At 65.1% G+C, this 16,144-nt stretch carries 13 protein-coding genes; 4 read left to right on the top strand and 9 right to left on the bottom strand.

The window, feature by feature from the left end:
- Positions 1–91 precede the first annotated feature (91 nt).
- Positions 92–679: a hypothetical protein gene (locus DAES_RS02750; protein ID WP_157864794.1), complete on the bottom strand. Its 588-nt coding sequence runs from the start codon at positions 677–679 to the stop codon at positions 92–94.
- Positions 680–1,011: 332 nt separating this feature from the next.
- Between DAES_RS02750 and DAES_RS02745 the strand changes: the two genes are divergently transcribed.
- Positions 1,012–2,283, top strand: coding sequence for a hypothetical protein (locus DAES_RS02745; protein WP_157864793.1), 1,272 nt, complete (start codon positions 1,012–1,014; stop codon positions 2,281–2,283).
- 27 nt (positions 2,284–2,310) lie between these two features.
- Positions 2,311–3,486, top strand: a complete 1,176-nt coding sequence (locus tag DAES_RS02740; RefSeq protein WP_013513510.1) for a THUMP domain-containing class I SAM-dependent RNA methyltransferase — start codon at positions 2,311–2,313, stop codon at positions 3,484–3,486.
- A gap of 34 nt (positions 3,487–3,520) precedes the next feature.
- Here the strand turns inward: DAES_RS02740 and DAES_RS02735 are convergent, their stop codons facing one another.
- From DAES_RS02735 to DAES_RS02715, 5 genes are all read right to left on the bottom strand, one after another.
- Complete coding sequence (locus DAES_RS02735) at positions 3,521–5,209, bottom strand: glycosyltransferase (protein WP_013513509.1); 1,689 nt, start codon at positions 5,207–5,209, stop codon at positions 3,521–3,523.
- Positions 5,202–7,328 (bottom strand): glycosyltransferase, encoded by a 2,127-nt coding sequence (locus DAES_RS02730; RefSeq protein WP_013513508.1) that lies wholly within the window; start codon positions 7,326–7,328, stop codon positions 5,202–5,204. The genes DAES_RS02735 and DAES_RS02730 overlap by 8 nt, the downstream gene beginning before the upstream one ends.
- An 84-nt stretch (positions 7,329–7,412) precedes the next feature.
- Entirely contained in the window at positions 7,413–10,181 is a 2,769-nt protein-coding gene (locus DAES_RS16845; protein WP_013513507.1) for a response regulator, read from the bottom strand.
- Positions 10,182–10,321: 140 nt separating this feature from the next.
- Complete coding sequence (locus DAES_RS02720; protein ID WP_157864792.1) at positions 10,322–10,753, bottom strand: hypothetical protein; 432 nt, start codon at positions 10,751–10,753, stop codon at positions 10,322–10,324.
- On the bottom strand, positions 10,743–11,315 hold the full coding sequence (locus DAES_RS02715) for a hypothetical protein (RefSeq protein ID WP_013513506.1): 573 nt from the start codon (positions 11,313–11,315) through the stop codon (positions 10,743–10,745). Before DAES_RS02715 ends, DAES_RS02720 begins: the two co-directional genes overlap by 11 nt.
- 214 nt (positions 11,316–11,529) lie before the next feature.
- On the opposite strand from DAES_RS02715, the gene DAES_RS02710 reads away from it, so the two are divergent.
- Positions 11,530–12,981: a sigma-54 dependent transcriptional regulator gene (locus DAES_RS02710; protein WP_013513505.1), complete on the top strand. Its 1,452-nt coding sequence runs from the start codon at positions 11,530–11,532 to the stop codon at positions 12,979–12,981.
- Between the two features lie 88 nt (positions 12,982–13,069).
- Here DAES_RS02710 and DAES_RS02705 read toward each other — a convergent pair whose 3' ends face one another.
- Genes DAES_RS02705 through DAES_RS02695 form a run of 3 tightly spaced genes read right to left on the bottom strand, consistent with a single transcriptional unit; the run spans position 13,070 to position 15,326 of the window.
- Complete coding sequence (locus DAES_RS02705; RefSeq protein WP_013513504.1) at positions 13,070–13,852, bottom strand: ABC transporter permease; 783 nt, start codon at positions 13,850–13,852, stop codon at positions 13,070–13,072.
- Positions 13,849–14,502 (bottom strand): ABC transporter ATP-binding protein, encoded by a 654-nt coding sequence (locus tag DAES_RS02700; protein ID WP_013513503.1) that lies wholly within the window; start codon positions 14,500–14,502, stop codon positions 13,849–13,851. The genes DAES_RS02705 and DAES_RS02700 overlap by 4 nt, the downstream gene beginning before the upstream one ends.
- Positions 14,499–15,326: a tetratricopeptide repeat protein gene (locus tag DAES_RS02695; protein ID WP_013513502.1), complete on the bottom strand. Its 828-nt coding sequence runs from the start codon at positions 15,324–15,326 to the stop codon at positions 14,499–14,501. Before DAES_RS02695 ends, DAES_RS02700 begins: the two co-directional genes overlap by 4 nt.
- Before the next feature lie 249 nt (positions 15,327–15,575).
- Between DAES_RS02695 and DAES_RS02690 the strand changes: the two genes are divergently transcribed.
- The gene (locus DAES_RS02690) at positions 15,576–16,136 is read left to right on the top strand and encodes a helix-turn-helix domain-containing protein (RefSeq protein WP_013513501.1); all 561 of its coding nucleotides are present in this window, start codon (positions 15,576–15,578) and stop codon (positions 16,134–16,136) included.
- Positions 16,137–16,144 lie beyond the last annotated feature (8 nt).

Raw genomic sequence — 16,144 nt, 5'->3', positions numbered from 1 at the left:
AAAAAAAGCTCAAGGCCGAAACGTACTCCCTGTACGCGAGGATTTGAGCTTTTTGCAGCAACGCAGCAGATCACCGTTTGTCAACAGCCTGCTAGCGCAACGTGGTCTCGCCCTTGGCACCCTGGAAGAGGTTCGGGGTCGAGGCCATGGCTGTCTGGCGCAGGGTCAGCCGCCCTCTGGAGCGGGACTGCTGAAAGGCCATGCGCCGGGTCTCCAGCCGCTCGAACTGGAGCGTGCGGCGGCCAAGCAGTTGCTCGACCCGCTTCTGGCGCGCGCTGGCCGACAGGCTCGGATTACTGTCCACGTCCCGTTCCCCGGCTGACGGGCCGGTCTCGACACGGGCCAGCATGGCGTCGGGCATGGGCCGTGGCGCCTCATACCGTTTGGGCGCGTCGTAGCCCCTGGCCGAATCAGGCAGGGTAAAGGCGTCGCCAGTGACCACGCCGTCGATCTTGGCCTGGATGACCTCGCCGGGGTCCTTGTCGTTGGCCGCGTACTCATAGGTGAACTCGCCCACAGTGTACACCGACGAGGCGTACTGAAGCGGCGCGAGACCGGCCATGCCGCCAACGCTTAAGAGCGGGCCCACGACCGCGCAGCCAGGCAGGCCGGACAGGCCGACCGCCAGCAGAATGATGATGGCCGTTTTCCTCAAAACGGCCCGTGCGCTTCCTTTCATGGTCACCCCCACAGGTATTTCGTTGACCACCCTCATTCCCCAATGAGCCGGATAACGCATTGCCACCCTACACTCTTTTTTCCTATCGGACAATGTTTACGAAGCATTTAGAGCACTTGAGAAATTAATCATTTTTATGCCCGACAAAACTCAATAAAAACAAACTGTTATTATGTTCATTTTGCGCGACTTTTTTATCCAGGAAAAGCAGAAAGTTGAAAAATTTATCTTGAAATACTTGAGAAAATTAAACGGCAACCGTGCGTGCGCGCCGCTGGCCGGGCGGCTCACGCCTTTACCTTGGTGCGGCAACGGGGTATTCGACAACCCTGATGCACAGCACGCGAGCGCAACAGCCCGGACGGACCGGATTGACCGGACTGCCCCTGGCCGTCTCCTACGGGGCGGTCCCGCTGGCCATGGCCTTCACCGGCCTGGCCGGGATGTCGGTCGATGTATCCCTGTTCCTTCCCTGGCTGATCCTGGCCGCCATCGGCACGCTGACCGCCATGTTCCGCCCTTTCCCCGGCGCACCCGCGCGCACCGGGCGCGTGTTCAACGCCGCGCTCTTCGCGCTCTTCGCTGCCGGGCTTGCTTCTTACGCGCCGGGACTGGTGGCTGCCCTGGCCCCGGCCCTGCCCCATCTGCGCGAGCTCTCCCCGCTGGTCATGCTGCTGCTGTGCGTCCTGTGGGGTGCCACCTGCGGGCTGCCGGACCGGGCCGACCTGCAACGCTTCGGCGCGTTCCTGGGCGCGCTGTGCATCATCGACCTTGCCATCGAGGCAGCCATGTTCCGAGCCGTGCCCGCCGTGCGCCTGATCGGCAATGCGGACGTGCTGGCCGGGCTGCTCCTCGTCTCCCTGTGCGCCGGGCTCAGGCCGGGCCAGGGCGAGCGCGGCATGCGCGAGCCGGATCAGGGGCGCCCTCTGTGGCGCGGGCTGGTCATGCTCGGCCTGCTCGCCTGCCTGTCTCGGCCCGGACTCTTTGCCGGGGCCTGGGTCGTCTTGTGCTTTGGCCGGGGGAGCCTCGGACGGCGCGCCCTGTACAGCGGCGCGTGCGCCGCCCTGCTGGCCGGGACATTCCTGCTCCCGCTCACCGCCTCGGACTCGGCCCGCTTCGTGGATTCCTGGCTGTGGATCGAAGCCCTCAGGCTGTGGGGCACGGACCCGGCCACGCTCCTGACCGGCTTTTCCCTGTCCGTCCCCCTGCCCATCGAGTTCCCGGAGGGCATGACCGCCGTGTGGGAGACGGCCACGGGCACCTCGACCCTGTTCGGGGTTTCGGTCTCGCAGGTTCCGTCCTTCTGGCTGCGCTCGGTGCTGGCCTGGGGCCTTGCCGCGCCCGTGCTCGTGCTGGCAACGCTCCTTCCCATGCTCCTGCGCCGCCCCACCCGGCTGGGCGCGGGGTTGACCGCGGCCCTGTTCGCCCAGGGCATGTCCACCCCCCTGCTCTACGACCCGGCCATGGCCGCCCCGGTGGGCCTGGCCTTCATCCTGGCCCTTGGCAGGCCCAAACCGAAGGCCGACATCCCCACGCCCCACCCGATCCATACCGTAGAACCCGCGCCTGACCCGGTCAGCGAGTGGGATCTGCGTCCCCTGTAACACCACCCTTTCACGCCCAGGTACACCATGACCAAATTTTCCGATACAGCCCCCATCCTCGTGACCTGCCCCAAGGGCATGTCCGGATTCCTGGCAACCGAACTGGCCGGCCTGGGCCTGACCAGCGGCGAGATTCTCGAAGCGGGGGCGCTGGGCAGCGGCACCCTTGAGGACTGCATGCGCCTCAACCTGCAGGTGCGCACCGGCCACCGGGTGCTTTACGAGTTGAAACGGTTCGATGCCCCAGGCCCGGACGAGCTGTACCGAGCGGTCAGATCCATCCCCTGGGAGGAGCACATCCGCAAGGACGGCTACTTCCGGGTGGACGCCTCCATCCGCGACACCGCGGTCACGGACTCGCGATTCGCCTCCGTGCGGGTCAAGGACGCGGTGGCCGACCGGTTCATGGAGCGGTTCGGCAGCCGCCCGGATTCCGGGCCGGAAACGCGCGGGGTCTGCCTCTTCCTCCACTGGCGGGGACGGCTGGCCACCCTTTATCTCGACACCACGGGCGAGCCGCTGCCGCGCCGGGGCTATCGCAAGCGGCCTCACACCGCACCCATGCAGGAGACCCTGGCCGCCGCCTGCGTCATGGCCTCGGACTGGCCAGAGCTGGCCGCGCAGGGCGGCCACTTCATCGCGCCCATGTGCGGGTCCGGCACCCTGGCCATCGAGGCTGCGCTCATGGCCATGCACGGCGCGCCCGGCCTGCTGCGCGACGACTTCGCCTTCATGCGCCTGCCCGGATACGATCCCGCCCTGTGGGAGCGGCTGACCAACGAGGCCGAGGATGCAGAGACCCCGGATTTCGGCGGACGCATCATCGCCACGGACCATGATCCGACGGCCATCGAGGCGGCGCGCGACAACGCCCGCAACGCAGGGGTGGGGGATTTCATCGAGTTCGCGGTCTGCGATTTCAGCCAGACCGAGGTGCCGGACGGACCGGGCGTGGTCATGCTCAACCCGGAATACGGCGAGCGGATGGGCGACGCCAAGGCGCTGGAGCCGGTCTACCAGGCCATCGGGGATTTCTTCAAGCAGCGGTGCGGGGGCAAGAAGGGGTTCATCTTCACCGGCAACCCCGCCCTGTCCAAGTGCGTGGGCCTCAAGGCCAAGCGCAGGCACATCCTCTACAACGCCAAGATCGAATGCCGCCTGCTCGAATACGAGCTCTACGAGGGCACCCGCAAGCAGAAGTGACAAGGGAGCCCGGCCCAGTAGGCCCTGGCCCGGCTCAGTCGAGCACGGCCCGTTCCACCAGCCCGAGCTTGCGCCGCAGGTCGGCGTCGAGCAGGTCGCGCTCGGCGCGCATGGCGGCCAGCAGGGCGTCGCGGTCGTGCATGGTCTGCATCTTGTACCGGTTGCCCAGGGCGTTGCCCTCCTCCTGACCCGACACGCGCGAGGCCGCGCCCGTGCGCTTCTTGTGGCGCACGGTCAGGTGCCCCTGGTAGACAGGGAACTTCCCGGCCTCGCACAGCCGCAGATCGCGCTCCATGTCATCGTACTGGGAGGGTGAGAGGTGGATGGCGAAATCCCCGGTTTCGAGCAGGGTCCGGATGCGGAAGAGGTGGCAGCAGCCCGTGACCGAGGCACAGGGACGCAGGATGTCGAACAGCCCGCTGTCCAGGGTCTGGATGTGCAGGTCCGAGAGCCGGAAGGGGTTGGGGGCCATGCGCGACAGGTCGAGCGGGCCTGCGTCCGGCTCCACCAGCAGGTGGCTGTCCGCGCTCTGGATCAGGGCCGGATTGGCATGGTCCACCACCTTGCACCCCCACACGCCCGCGTCCGGATAGTGATGGGCCGCCGCGCCAAGACGCAGCAGCCAGTCGGTCGGCACCTCCACGTCGTCGTCGAGATAGCAGGCATAGTCGTGCCGCCCCACCGCCTCAAGGCGCATGAGCCAGTTGCGTGCGGCGGGCGCGCCGATGTTCACCGGCAGGGTGATGACCGTGAACCGGCCCGATCCGAGCCGGGCGTCGAACCGCCCCTGCCAAGACCGGAGCACCTGGGGCGTGTCGTCGGTGGAGCCGTTGTCCAGGACAAAGAGCGACGACCCGGCCAGCTCGGATTGCATGAGCGAGCGCAGGGTGGCGTCCAGTTCCACGCCCTTGTTCCACGAATAGAGCAGAATGGCGGTGGAGCCGCCCAGGCTGCGCTGCTCCTCGCTGTGTCCGGCCAGCAGGTCGTGCGCGCGCAGCAGCAGGCTGGTGTTCCAGGGCGCGCGGCGCACGGCGTCGAGGAGCAGGAGATGGGCCGAGGCGCGGTCGCCCTCGCCGAGCATGCACAGCCCGGCATTCAGGGAGCCAAAGGCCGGTCCAAAGACATCGCCTGTGCGCTGGAAGAGCCGGGCCGCGTCCGCACCGCGCCCGCGCACGGCATAGAGGCGTGCGGCCACGCAATCCCTGACGCCCGCCAGGGCCGGCAGGGAAGGAAAACCGTCCAGGGCCAGGGACTCGGCCCGGTCGGGCGCGTTGCCGATCAACCCCATGGTCACGGCCTGCTCGCGCCAATAGAGGTTGTCCGGCTCGCGGGCCACGGACTTTTCGATGAAATCCAGGATCTTCTCGAAATCGCGCCGGGCCAGCAGCCGCTCATAATATCCGGAGCTGTCCGGCCTGCGCCAGTTGGCGGCCAGGGCGGCCAGGGAGAGGCGCGTGGTCTCTGGCAACAGGTCGCGCAGCGGGGCCAGGGCGGCCAGCTCTCCGGCCATACCCCCGTCCAGGGGATTTTCGCCAAAGGCCGTCTGAATGGCCCCGGCAGCCACCGGGCCAAGGCCCGGATCATTGCTGCGCAGGCACCAGCCCGCCATGTCGAGCAGGTGGAGCCTGCCGGTGAATCCGAGCAGCAGCTTGTGGCGCAACGGTTCGGGCAGCACGCCCCAGAACGAGACAATGGGCCGGGTGGCCGGGTCGAAATCAGTCATGGGAGTTCCCGCCGAACAGGGTTTCCGGGTCCAGCGGGGACAGGGACCGGGCCAGCTCGGCCACGGGCAGCGGGTCGCGCAGCCGCTCGCCCATGTAGACGCGCATCAGGGCGCGCCCCTTGGCCTCGGGCGTGAGCAGGGTGCGGACCACGGCGCGGCCCGCCCGGCCCATGGCGAACCGGGCCGCCGGGTCTTCCACCAGCAGCCGCATCTTGGCGGCCAGGCATTCGTGGTCGCCGCTCTCGCATAGGTACCCGCTGACCCCGTCCACCACCAGCTCGGGCACCCCGCCCACCCTGGTGCCCACGGCAGGCAGGCCGAGGTCAAAGGCTTCGAGCAGGGTGTTGGGCAGGCTCTCCAGACGCGAGGTCACGCACAGCACGTCCGAGAAGCGCAGTTCGTCCAGCACCGCCTCGTGGGCCAGCTCCCCGGTCACATGCAGCCGCTCGCGCACCGCCGGGGTGAGGATGGCGTCGTAGCGGTCCATCTCGTCGGGCCGCACGCCCACCACGGCAAATTCCACATCGCGGTAATCGCCGGTCTCGCAGAACCGGGCCGCGGCGCGCAGGAACACGTCGAATCCCTTGATGGGCGCACCGTTGCCCACGTAGATCAGCCGCGCCCCCCGCTTCCGGCGCGGTTTTGGCTCGCCAAAATCCGGGCCGCAATAGGCGTTGTAGACCACGCTCAGGCGTCCCTCCCCCACCCGGTGTCCGCGCAGGACCTCGGCGCACTTGGCCGAGTTGCAGACCACGCCGTGGGCCAGGGCCGCCCAGAGAAAGAAGATGGCGTTGGGCCGCGAGATGACGCCCCGGTTGATGAACAGCCGGAACTTCGCGCCCATGAGCCGGGCCAGCGCGCCCATCTTGTAGGCCCGGTTGTGGAAGGTGTGGACCACGTCGATGCCCTGGTCGCGGACCAGTTGCTTCAGGAACGATCCGGCGGCCAGATACTCCTTGAACCGGGCAAAGGGAAAGACCCTGGCCCCGCTCCCCTCCAGCGCGCCCACCAGGGGCGAGGCCGGGTCGAGCACGGCGCAGGCGTCCACGCCCATGGCCCGCATGGCCGCTATGTTGTTGAGCATCTGGCGGCTGCCGCCGGACAGGCGCAGGGAGTCCGAGACGTAGAGCACCCGTTTGATCTCGGGCCGCTTGCGCCAAAATTTGAAGAAGACGCGGGCCGTGGGGTCGGAGCCGTACATGCGCAGCCGGGCCTGGACCCAGTCGCCGGTCTTGGGCCGCCCCACGCCGATGCGGTTGAGGCGGAAGGGATCGGTCCCGCGCGCGTTGACCCACCGCTCCAGGGTGAAGGCCCCGGCGTATCCGGCCCGCTTCAGCTCGGCCTCGGCATCGTCGCAGAAATGGCCCCAGGGCCAGCAGAAAAGTTGCGTTTTCAGCCCGTTCAACTCACGGATGCGGGCACAACTGCGGGCGAAATCCTCGCGGCAGAAGGCGAGCCGCTCGGCCGTGGACCGCTGGACCATGCGCACTTGCCCGGCATGGTCGATACGCGGCCAGAAGCCGTCGTAAACATAGCCGCTGCCGTCCTCGAAGGTGGGCCAGTCCGGGTCAAAGCCCGGATAGATGGACCAGGCGGGCCAGCGGGCCAGGGCCTCGCCCATGCGGGCCAGGGGGCGCAGGGAGCGGAACGCGCCCTGGTGGCGGCAGCCGTGGGAAAAGACCTCCATGCCTCTGTCGAGCATGGCCCGCACCTCGCCCTCGTTGACGAACTGGGAGTGATCGCCGCCCTGCAGGGCGGCCTTGAGCGCCTCGGGCATGGGCCGCATGGCCGGGGCGTCGGCACAACAGCGTGCCGCGCCGGGGTCCGTGAAATCGGTCAGGATGAAGAAGGTGCCGGCCATGTCCCGCCGCTCAAGCTCCGGCACCACGGTCAGCCAGTTGCTCACATGACCGTCGTCAAAGGTCAGGACCACGCCCTTGGGCGGCGGCTTCAGTTCGCCCCGCGTCACGGCCAGCAGCTCGCTGGCCGAAAGGGTGCGGTACCCGGCGTCGGCAATGGCGTCGAGATGCTCGCAAAAGCGCGCGGGCGTGTGGCCGTCCACCTCGCTGACATTGTGGTAGCACAGGACCGGGACGGAAGGACGCAGAGGGAGGATCATGGTTTTCTCGCTTGCATGGGCAATCGAGTGGTAGCAGATGGGCCGGGGCAGGGCAAGAAGGAGTGAGGATGCGAACGGGACGGATCACCGGCCCGCAAACCGTTGCAGGGTGGCTTCGAGATGTTCCTTTTCAAAGGGCTTGCTGATGTATTCGTTCATCCCGGCCTTGAGGGCCGCCTCGCGGTCGCGGCGGGTGGCGTGGGCGGTCAGGGCGACGATGGGGATGTCGGCCACATGGCGGAAGTCCTCGGAATTTCTGATGAGGTGCGTCACTTCCATGCCGTTCATGACCGGCATCTGAATGTCCATGAGAATGACATCAAACCGCTCGCCGCGCAGCACCTGGAGGCATTTCTCGCCGTTTTCGGCGCAGGTCACGGTGTGGCCCAGGTTTTCGAGCAGCCGCCGGGCCATGAGCATGTTCACCCGCTCGTCCTCCACCAGCAGGACGCGCAACGGGATGGACGATTCAGGGGCCGGGACACCCTTTGGCTTGACGCAGGCACCCTTGGCCGGGATGCGGACCTGGACATTGAACAGGATGGTCGTGCCCGCGCCCATCTCGCTGTCCACCACCAGGGTGCCGCCCAGGAGCCGGATCAGCCGCTTGACGATGGGCAGCCCAAGGCCAACGCCCTTGTATTTCCTCGACAGCGAACTGTCCACCTGGGTGAAGGAGTCGAAGATGTAGTCAACCTTGGAATCCGGGATGCCCACGCCGGTGTCCGTCACCGAGAAGAAAAGCCGCTCGCACCCCGGCTCAGGGTGCGCCAAGGCGTATGCCTCAAGGGTGATGGAGCCATACATGGTGAACTTGATGGCGTTGCCAAGCAGGTTGAAGAGCACCTGACGGATGCGGCCCTCGTCACCCAGGTAGCACTCCCGCGCCGAGGGGTCGATGCGGGAGTCGAGGACCAGTCCCTTTTCGTCCGCCTGTTGCTTGAAGAGGCTGACGCACTGGCGCATGAGCCCGGCCAGATCAAAAGGCTCATTGTAGAGATCGAGCTTGCCCGCCTCGATCTTGGAGAAATCGAGCACGTCGTTGAGCACCCTGAGGAGATTGCGCGAGGACTGGATGGCGATATCCACGTTGGCCAGTTGCTCCCCGCTGGTCGCCGAAACCCTGATCAGCTGAAGCATGCCCATGACGCCGTTGAGCGGGGTGCGCACCTCGTGGCTGATGTTGGCCAGAAACTCGTCCTTGGCCCTGTTGGCCTGCTCCGCCGCCTCCTTGGCCACCACCAGGGCGTCCTCGTACCGCTTGCGCTCGGTGATGTCCGTGAAGAACCCGGCCAGCAGCACCCGGCCATAGATCCTGACCCTGGCCGACGAGATGTCCACGAGAATCCGCTCGCCGCCGCGGGTCAGGCAGGGGATGGCCGCGCTGAAACTTACGCCCTGCCGACTGTGCCGCATGAAGCTTTCGGAGATGGCCTCCAGGTCCTCGGGCGGATGGATGTCGCTCACCCGGATGGCGCCCACGTCTTCCGGCCCCAGGCCAAGCAGCCGCAAAAAGGCGGGATTGGCGAACTCGATGGCCATGGTCTCCGGGTCCACCAGACAGATGCCCGCCGGATTGCTCTCCAGCAGTATCCGGTACTGCTCCTCGCTCTCCGAGAGCCGGACCAGGGCCACGTTGCGCTCGGCCTCACGCTCCTCAAGCAGGTGGCCCATGGTGTCGAATGCCTTGCCGAGCTGCCCCATCTCGCCATCGGAATAGTCCAGATTGCTCGGCGTCATCCTGCCGCTCTCGCCCACGTTGCAGGCCGCCTTGGTCAGTTTTTCGAGGCTGCGGGCCAGCGGGCGGCCTCCCGCATACCATGCCAGCAGCAGGGCCAAGGCCAGCGAAACCGCGATGGTCACCCCGCCCAGCACCGCCTGGATGTTGGCCTGACGCAGCAGCTCGGCCTCCTGAAACCCCATGAACATGTACATGTAGGGCTCGCTGCCGGACCACAGCCTGATCGACTCGTAGGCCACGATGCGGCGCGGCCCGTCAGAACCCATGGAATGCATGATCCCCGGTCCGTCGTTCCGGCTGGCAGCCAGAAACACCTCCTGGGCGATGGGTGCGCCCAGGGGAGTGGCCTCGCTGGCCGGATGGCGAAAGAGCCTGCGTCCCTTGTGGTCGCAGATTCCGAAGAACGAACCGGTCGGAAACGCGGATTTATCGAACAACACGCCATAATGGCTCAGGTCCACGCCGATGATGATCACGCCCCGCAGCAAGTCGTCCGGGCCGTGCACGGGCATGGCAAAGGGGAAGATGGGCCTGAGCATGGCCCGGCCCACCACAAACTCCCCCGAGGCGAAATAGCCGGTCTCCATCGCTTCAATGAAGTGCTTGCGATCGGAAAAGTCGAAATCGGGTCGGCCCGGAATGCTGCCAGCCACGACCTTGCCGTCGAGATCAAGGAGAAAGGCGTTGGTGTAGACGGGGTTGGCCGAGATCAGGGTGGACAGGATCGTATGCACCTCATCGGCATCGGCTGCCTGCACCTCGGGCATGGCGGCCACGGTCTGGAGCAGGGTCCGGGTCGAGTCCGTCACCCGGCGCTGCACCTCGGTGAACCCGCGCAACAGAGTGGCCGTGTCGGACCCGGCCATCTCCACCAGATGCCGTCGCCCGGCCAGCTCGTTGAAGGCGAGCACGACAAAGGGCGGCAGGGTGGCCAGCAACACCAGGATGACCAGCTTCTTGCGGATGGAGCCGTGAAAGAATCTCAACGGCATTCGCGGCTCCCGCTCGCAGGTCGCCCCGGCAGTGCGCCCGCCCGCCCGGTCCGGTTCTGTTTCGCCCAGCCCTGTCCGCTGTCCATGCCGCTCCTTGCTGTCGGATTCCAGCCTTTTCATTGTTACCACCGACACCGGGGCATTTCAACAACAAAGACCCTTTTTGACGGCAAACACGGACATTCCGGCGAATATGAAAATTGGACACGGCACCCAATTGAGACAGGGAAGAAGAGCCGCTCTCACAAGAAGCGGCTCTTTCATTGTTCTGCCGGTCGATGATCCAACACACGTTGGGGAATCTCAGGCATCTTGTCCGGGCATATTGCCATGAGCTTTGCCTTGATGTCTTCCCAAGTCTCTTCCATGAAGAACAACTTAGGCGGAATCGATCGAGTGGTGCTGTCGTACATGACAATTTGACGACCACCGGCAGTGACAGGAAACATTTCGCCAAACCACTTGGCGCAATGCGTATCCAGCCTGTTCCCGGCTGCTGAAGTCAACTCGACCTGGCATCCAACGACTAAACGTTCAGATTTCCCAAACTCATCGACAAGTTCAACGATCACGCGCTTCACATCCTCGCACGAAATGGCAAAAGGAGCGAGCTCTCCGGCTCGAGCCCGCCCTGTTGAGAAAGCTAACAGTACCAGGATCAAAACCCATTGAAGGAGTTGTTTATTGTTCATACTCGATCTCGTATTTTACCAGCGTGTTGTCTGCACCCTTTTGAACTATATGGATGTTCCAGAGAATAGGTGTATCCGTCAACGCGCCAAAGGTAAAGACGACCTCCTTTCCGAGCGTATGCCCCTGTCTTACTCCATCCAGATTTGAATAGACATGAACGCCTGATCCCAACGCTCCCGTTACGTGCCTGATTGTTACCCTGACAAGCCCTAGCCCGAAGAACTGCTCCACGGCATTGCCATCATACCCTTTAATGAAGCCGCCGAGACGCCTCTTTCCGGGAGTATGCTCATGCCGCCTGATCTCGCACTTACAATTCGGATGCGGTCGTTCCGGTTCTTCCGCGAACTTGATGCCTTCCATGGCCTTGCAAGCGTCGCAGGCTTTGTCCTTGGGGTGAACAGTCCAGAATACTTGTGTGTCCGGCTTGTCGGGTGAATCTCTCGAACCAGGACTGTTTTCTCTCTTTGCGTTCTTTTGCGAGGGGCTTCCAACCATATGCTTGGGCAATCCATACACCAGTTGATCATCGCCGATATGTTGCACGTTTCTCTTCGCCATGCGTCTTTCTCCTTTCACTGTTTGAAGCCATATTGGTTGTTTCCCAAAACCATATCCCCTACTTTTGGCCCGGGATGAGAATGGGCGCCAGAGGGATGAAAACAGGCGGAAAAGGCATACAGAAGACGCTTGACAGGGTTTCAAGCGGGCAAGATGCCGCACGGCCATGCGAACCTCTTGTAAACAAATCAACTTACCGTTAATAGACAGGATCATGTCAGCCAGAACCGTGCTTTTCATCGCGGAACCGCAGTCCGTTGCCGCTGTCTTCCCCACCCTCAAGGAGGCCGGGTTGCAGGCCGGACTGGCTGACAACCTGAACGGGGCGCTCGGCTTCATCAGGAAATCGCACCCCTGCCTCATCTTCTGCCGCCCCACCCTGCAGGGGTTTGACGCCATGGCCCTGCTCGAACAGGCGCAGAAGATCGACGGGTTCCCGCCGGTGGTCATCTTCACAGCCAACGGCAATGCCGAGGAGGCGACCCGGTTCCTGGGCAACGGCGCACGCGACTACTGGGTGGAGCCGCTGGTCTGGGACAAGATCAGGCTGGTGCTCCCGCCCGAACCCGCCGACAGGCCGAACCCCGACGCGCCCCGCAGCGCAACGCCCCAGGGGCACCGCGCCCCGGCAGCGTCCCAGGCCTCCGGGGCATCCTCCGCACCCGGCAGATTTCACATCATTGGCCGCCACGACGCGGTCCTGCGCGTGCTCGCCCTGGCCAGACAGGTGGCCCGCTCCAGGGCCACGGTGCTCATCTCCGGCGAGTCCGGCACCGGCAAGGAGATGTTTGCCCGCTACCTGCACCACAACTCGGACCGGACGGACAAGCCCTTTGTGGCTATCAACTGCGCGGCCCTGCCCGAGCATCTGCTGGAGTCGGAACTCTTCGGCCACGAAAAGGGCGCCTTCACCGGGGCCATCAGCCGCAAGCTCGGCAAATTCGAGCTGGCCCACGGCGGCACCATGCTGCTCGACGAAATCACCGAGATGGACCTCGGCCTCCAGGCCAAGCTGCTGCGCGTGCTTCAGGAGTCCGAGTTTGACCGGGTGGGCGGCGTGGAGACGGTCAGCGTGGACGTGCGCGTGCTGGCCACCACCAACCGGGACATCGAGAACGTGGTCCGCGAGGGCAAGTTCCGCCAGGATCTCTTCTACCGCCTCAACGTCATCCCGCTCAAGCTGCCCTCCCTCACGGAGCGGGGCGACGATGTCACCCTGCTGGCCGAATTCTTCGTCAACAAATTCTGCGCCACCTACGGCCTGGGCCAACTCGCCTTCACCGAGAGTGCCAAGCAATGGCTCATGGACTACGACTGGCCCGGCAACGTGCGCGAGTTGCAGAACCTCATGGAGCGCGCCGTGCTCCTGGCCGGAACCGGACCGATCCAGACCCGCCACTTCCTCATGGGCGACGAGCAGTGGACGCCCGACGATCTGGCCGGGGTGAGCGCGGACCAGAAGGCCGCCAGCGAGGCCGCGCCGCCAGCCTCCATGGACGAGGCCCTCTCGGTCATGCCCCTGCACGAGATGGAGAAACGCCTCATCCTCAAGAGCCTGGAGGAAACCACGGGCAACCGCACCCGCGCCGCCGAGCTGCTGGGCATCTCGGTGCGCACCCTGCGCAACAAGCTCAACGAATACAAGTTGCAGGGCATCGACGTGTAGCATCCCCCCGCGTCATCGACGAGCAAGGCCGACTTCCGCAGGGAGGACGGCCTTCATGTTTTTCAAGGCTGGGATTGTCCGGGGCGAATCAGCGCAGAGCCAGACTGTGCGCCCTGGTGAAGCATCGCCTGCGCACCAGCCCGGTGACCAGGATGGCCCCCAGGGCGGTGGAAGCCACGAGCATGAGCATGACCACGATCTGGTAGCGAATGGCGATGAGCGGGTCGGTGCCGGAAAGGATCTGGCCCGTCATCATGCCGGGCAGGGAAACCAGCCCCACGGCCATGAGCGAGTTGATGGACGGGGTCATGGCCGCCCGGATCGCCCCGCGCAGGATGTCGCGCGACGCCTCTACCGGGCTCGCGCCCAGGGCCAGACACATCTCCACCTCGGCGCGGCGCGCCTTGAGATCGGCAAAGAGTCGCTCCAGCGACAGGGAGATGGCGGTCATGGAGTTGCCCACGATCATGCCCGCCAGGGGGATGAAATATTGCGGCGCCCACCACGGGCTGGCCCCCACGATGACTCCGGTGACCACCCAGGAGACCAGGGCGTAGGTCAGGAGCATGGAGACGAAGGTGGGGATGACAAAGGGCACGCTGCGCTCCTTGACCCGTCCCCGTATGATGTGGACCGCGGCGGCCACCATGACCGTGAACAGGAGCAGCACCACCCAGGCGAGCCGCACCTCGAAGACAAAGGTGAGCACATAGCCCATGAGAAAGAGCTGGGCAAAGGTGCGCACCGTGCCCACCAGCAGGTCGCGCTCCAGGCCCAGCCGATGGTACAGGGACACGCCCCCGGCCAGGAGCACGAACCCCAGACATAAGACAAGTTGCCACGGGCCGATCTCGATGATGGACGGCGTCATGCGTACTCCAGGGCGCGGCCCGTCACCCGGACCACATGGGTGATCCCGGCCGGGGTGTCCGGCGAGTGGGAGACCATGATCACGGTCATGCCCTGGCGGCTGAGTTCCGCAGCCTTGGCCAGCACCACGCCAGCGCTGTCCGCGTCGAGCGAGGCCGTGGGCTCGTCCATGAGCACGGCTCCGGGGCCGAGCAGCAGGCTGCGGATGAGGCACACGCGCTGGGCCTGCCCCACGGACAGGGTGTCGGCCCGGCTCTCCGGCGTCACCCCGTCGAGCAAGAACCCGCCGAGCATGGCGGCCAGCGCCTCGTCGGTTGGCGGGATCAGCGCATTGTTGGCCTTGAAGGAAAACGGGAGCAGCAGGTTGTCGCGCACCGTGCCGGGCAGGAGTATCGGCATCTGCTGAACATAGGCCACGCTCCGGCGCAGGTCGGCGGGGTCCATGGCGTCGATGGGCACGCCATCGAGCAGGATGCGCCCTGCCTGCGCCTCTTCCAGACGGCACAGCAGCCGCAGCAGGGTGGATTTGCCCGCACCCGAAGCCCCGCGCACCAGCACGAACGAACCGTCCGCGATGGTCAGCGAGGCGTTCTCAAAGAGCGCATCGCGGCCCGGATAGGCGAACCCCACCCGGTCAAGGGCCAGGGTCACGCCCGGTTCCCTTCTTTTTCGAGATAGGTCAGGAACTTCTGCGCCTCCTCGAAACCGGGGTTGAGCTCAAGCGCCCTGTGCAGGGTGTCCAGACACTCCTGGCGGTCGCCGCGCTCGAAATAGGCGCGGGCAATGTTGTAGTAGAGATTTTCGTCGTTGTCGGTGATCTTGAGGGCGCGCTCGTAGTATTCCACGGCCTGATCCAGGAGCTTTGACTTGCGCAAGTTGATGCCGAACTCGTTGAACAAATGCTTGTGCTCCGGGGCAAAGGCCGCGTCCAGGGCGACCACGCGCGTGAAGATGTCGCTCGCCTTGCCCGTGTCCCCGCGCTCCATGTAGGTCAGCCCCAGGCCGAAGTTGGCACGCACGTTCTCCTCGTCCACGTTCAGCGCGGCCTCGTACTCGAACTGGGCCGAATAGAGCGCGCCCTGCTCGCGCTGGGTCTCGGCGCGCTTGAGGGTGGCGTCAAGCTCCTTCATCCTTGGAAAGACTTCCTTCTGGTAATATTCCAGCTCCGGGCTGTACCGCTCCAGGAAGTCCGCCTTGGGCACGGCCTCGGCCTGGCCGGACGGAACGTTGTTCTTATTCAGGGGCCGGACCATGACCATGACGCTGCCGTCCTCGTCCGGATCCGTTTCCTGGGCATACCAGTACGCCTTCTGAATGACCTTGCGCGAGGTGGTGCCAGTGCCGACCCTGACCACGGACTGGCTCGAAAACACGCCCGATATCCGATGCCGGTTCACGGAGGCGGGTCTCTCCACCTCCGGCATGGACGCGTCCTGCGACACCTTGGTCCCGGTCACTCGTTCCTGTTCGGTCATCTGCGTCCTCGCTGCTCTTGGCTGGCTGTGGGCATGTTCATATTCTACACCGACCGACATATGAAGGCAACCAAACCGCTCTGCCCAAGCATGGCATTTTGCCCGCAAGCCCCCGTTGTTCATGGGAAGGTGACATTTGCCGCTGTTTCGGGTACACGCATGGGCGGCAAATCGGCATCCCGGTTCGCAGGGAATTTCTGAAGATATTACGGCCACAAGCCAGGGACATGCACGCAAGGAGCACTTTTCATGAGCAGCATCGGCACCAGGATACGGTCCTACAGGGAGCGGCAGAAACTGAGCATCGAGGATCTGGCCGAGCGCACGGGCCTGACAGAGGAGTTCATCCAGGCGGTGGAGGGGACCGACATGTACCCGTCCCTGCGCCCGCTGGTGAAGCTGGCCCGCGCTCTAGGCGTGCGTCTTGGCACCTTTCTCGACGATCAGGTGTCGAGCGATCCGCTCGTGGTCCGGCTGGCCGACCGCGAGGAGGAGCTGACCATGCACCCCGACGGCAAGGAGCCGGGCGTGGTTTTCCATTCCTTAGGCCGGGGCAAGACCGACCGCCACATGGAGCCGTTCTTCATCGAGCTGCTGCCCAAGTCCGGCCTGGACGACACCCTCTCCTCCCACGAGGGCGAGGAGTTCATCGTGGTCCAGTCCGGCAGCATGCGCCTGCGCTACGGCCAGGAGGAGTCCATTCTCTCGCCCGGCGATTCCGCCTACTTCAACTCCGTGGTCCCGCACAACGTGGCCTGCGCCGGAGACGAGAAGGCCGAAATATACGCAGTCCTCTACTTCCCCGAATAGGCGGCACC

This window comes from Pseudodesulfovibrio aespoeensis Aspo-2 (genome assembly GCF_000176915.2).
Lineage (GTDB): Bacteria > Desulfobacterota > Desulfovibrionia > Desulfovibrionales > Desulfovibrionaceae > Pseudodesulfovibrio > Pseudodesulfovibrio aespoeensis.
Note: the sequence above shows the minus strand (reverse complement) of the source record. Positions and strands in the feature narration are given on the sequence as shown.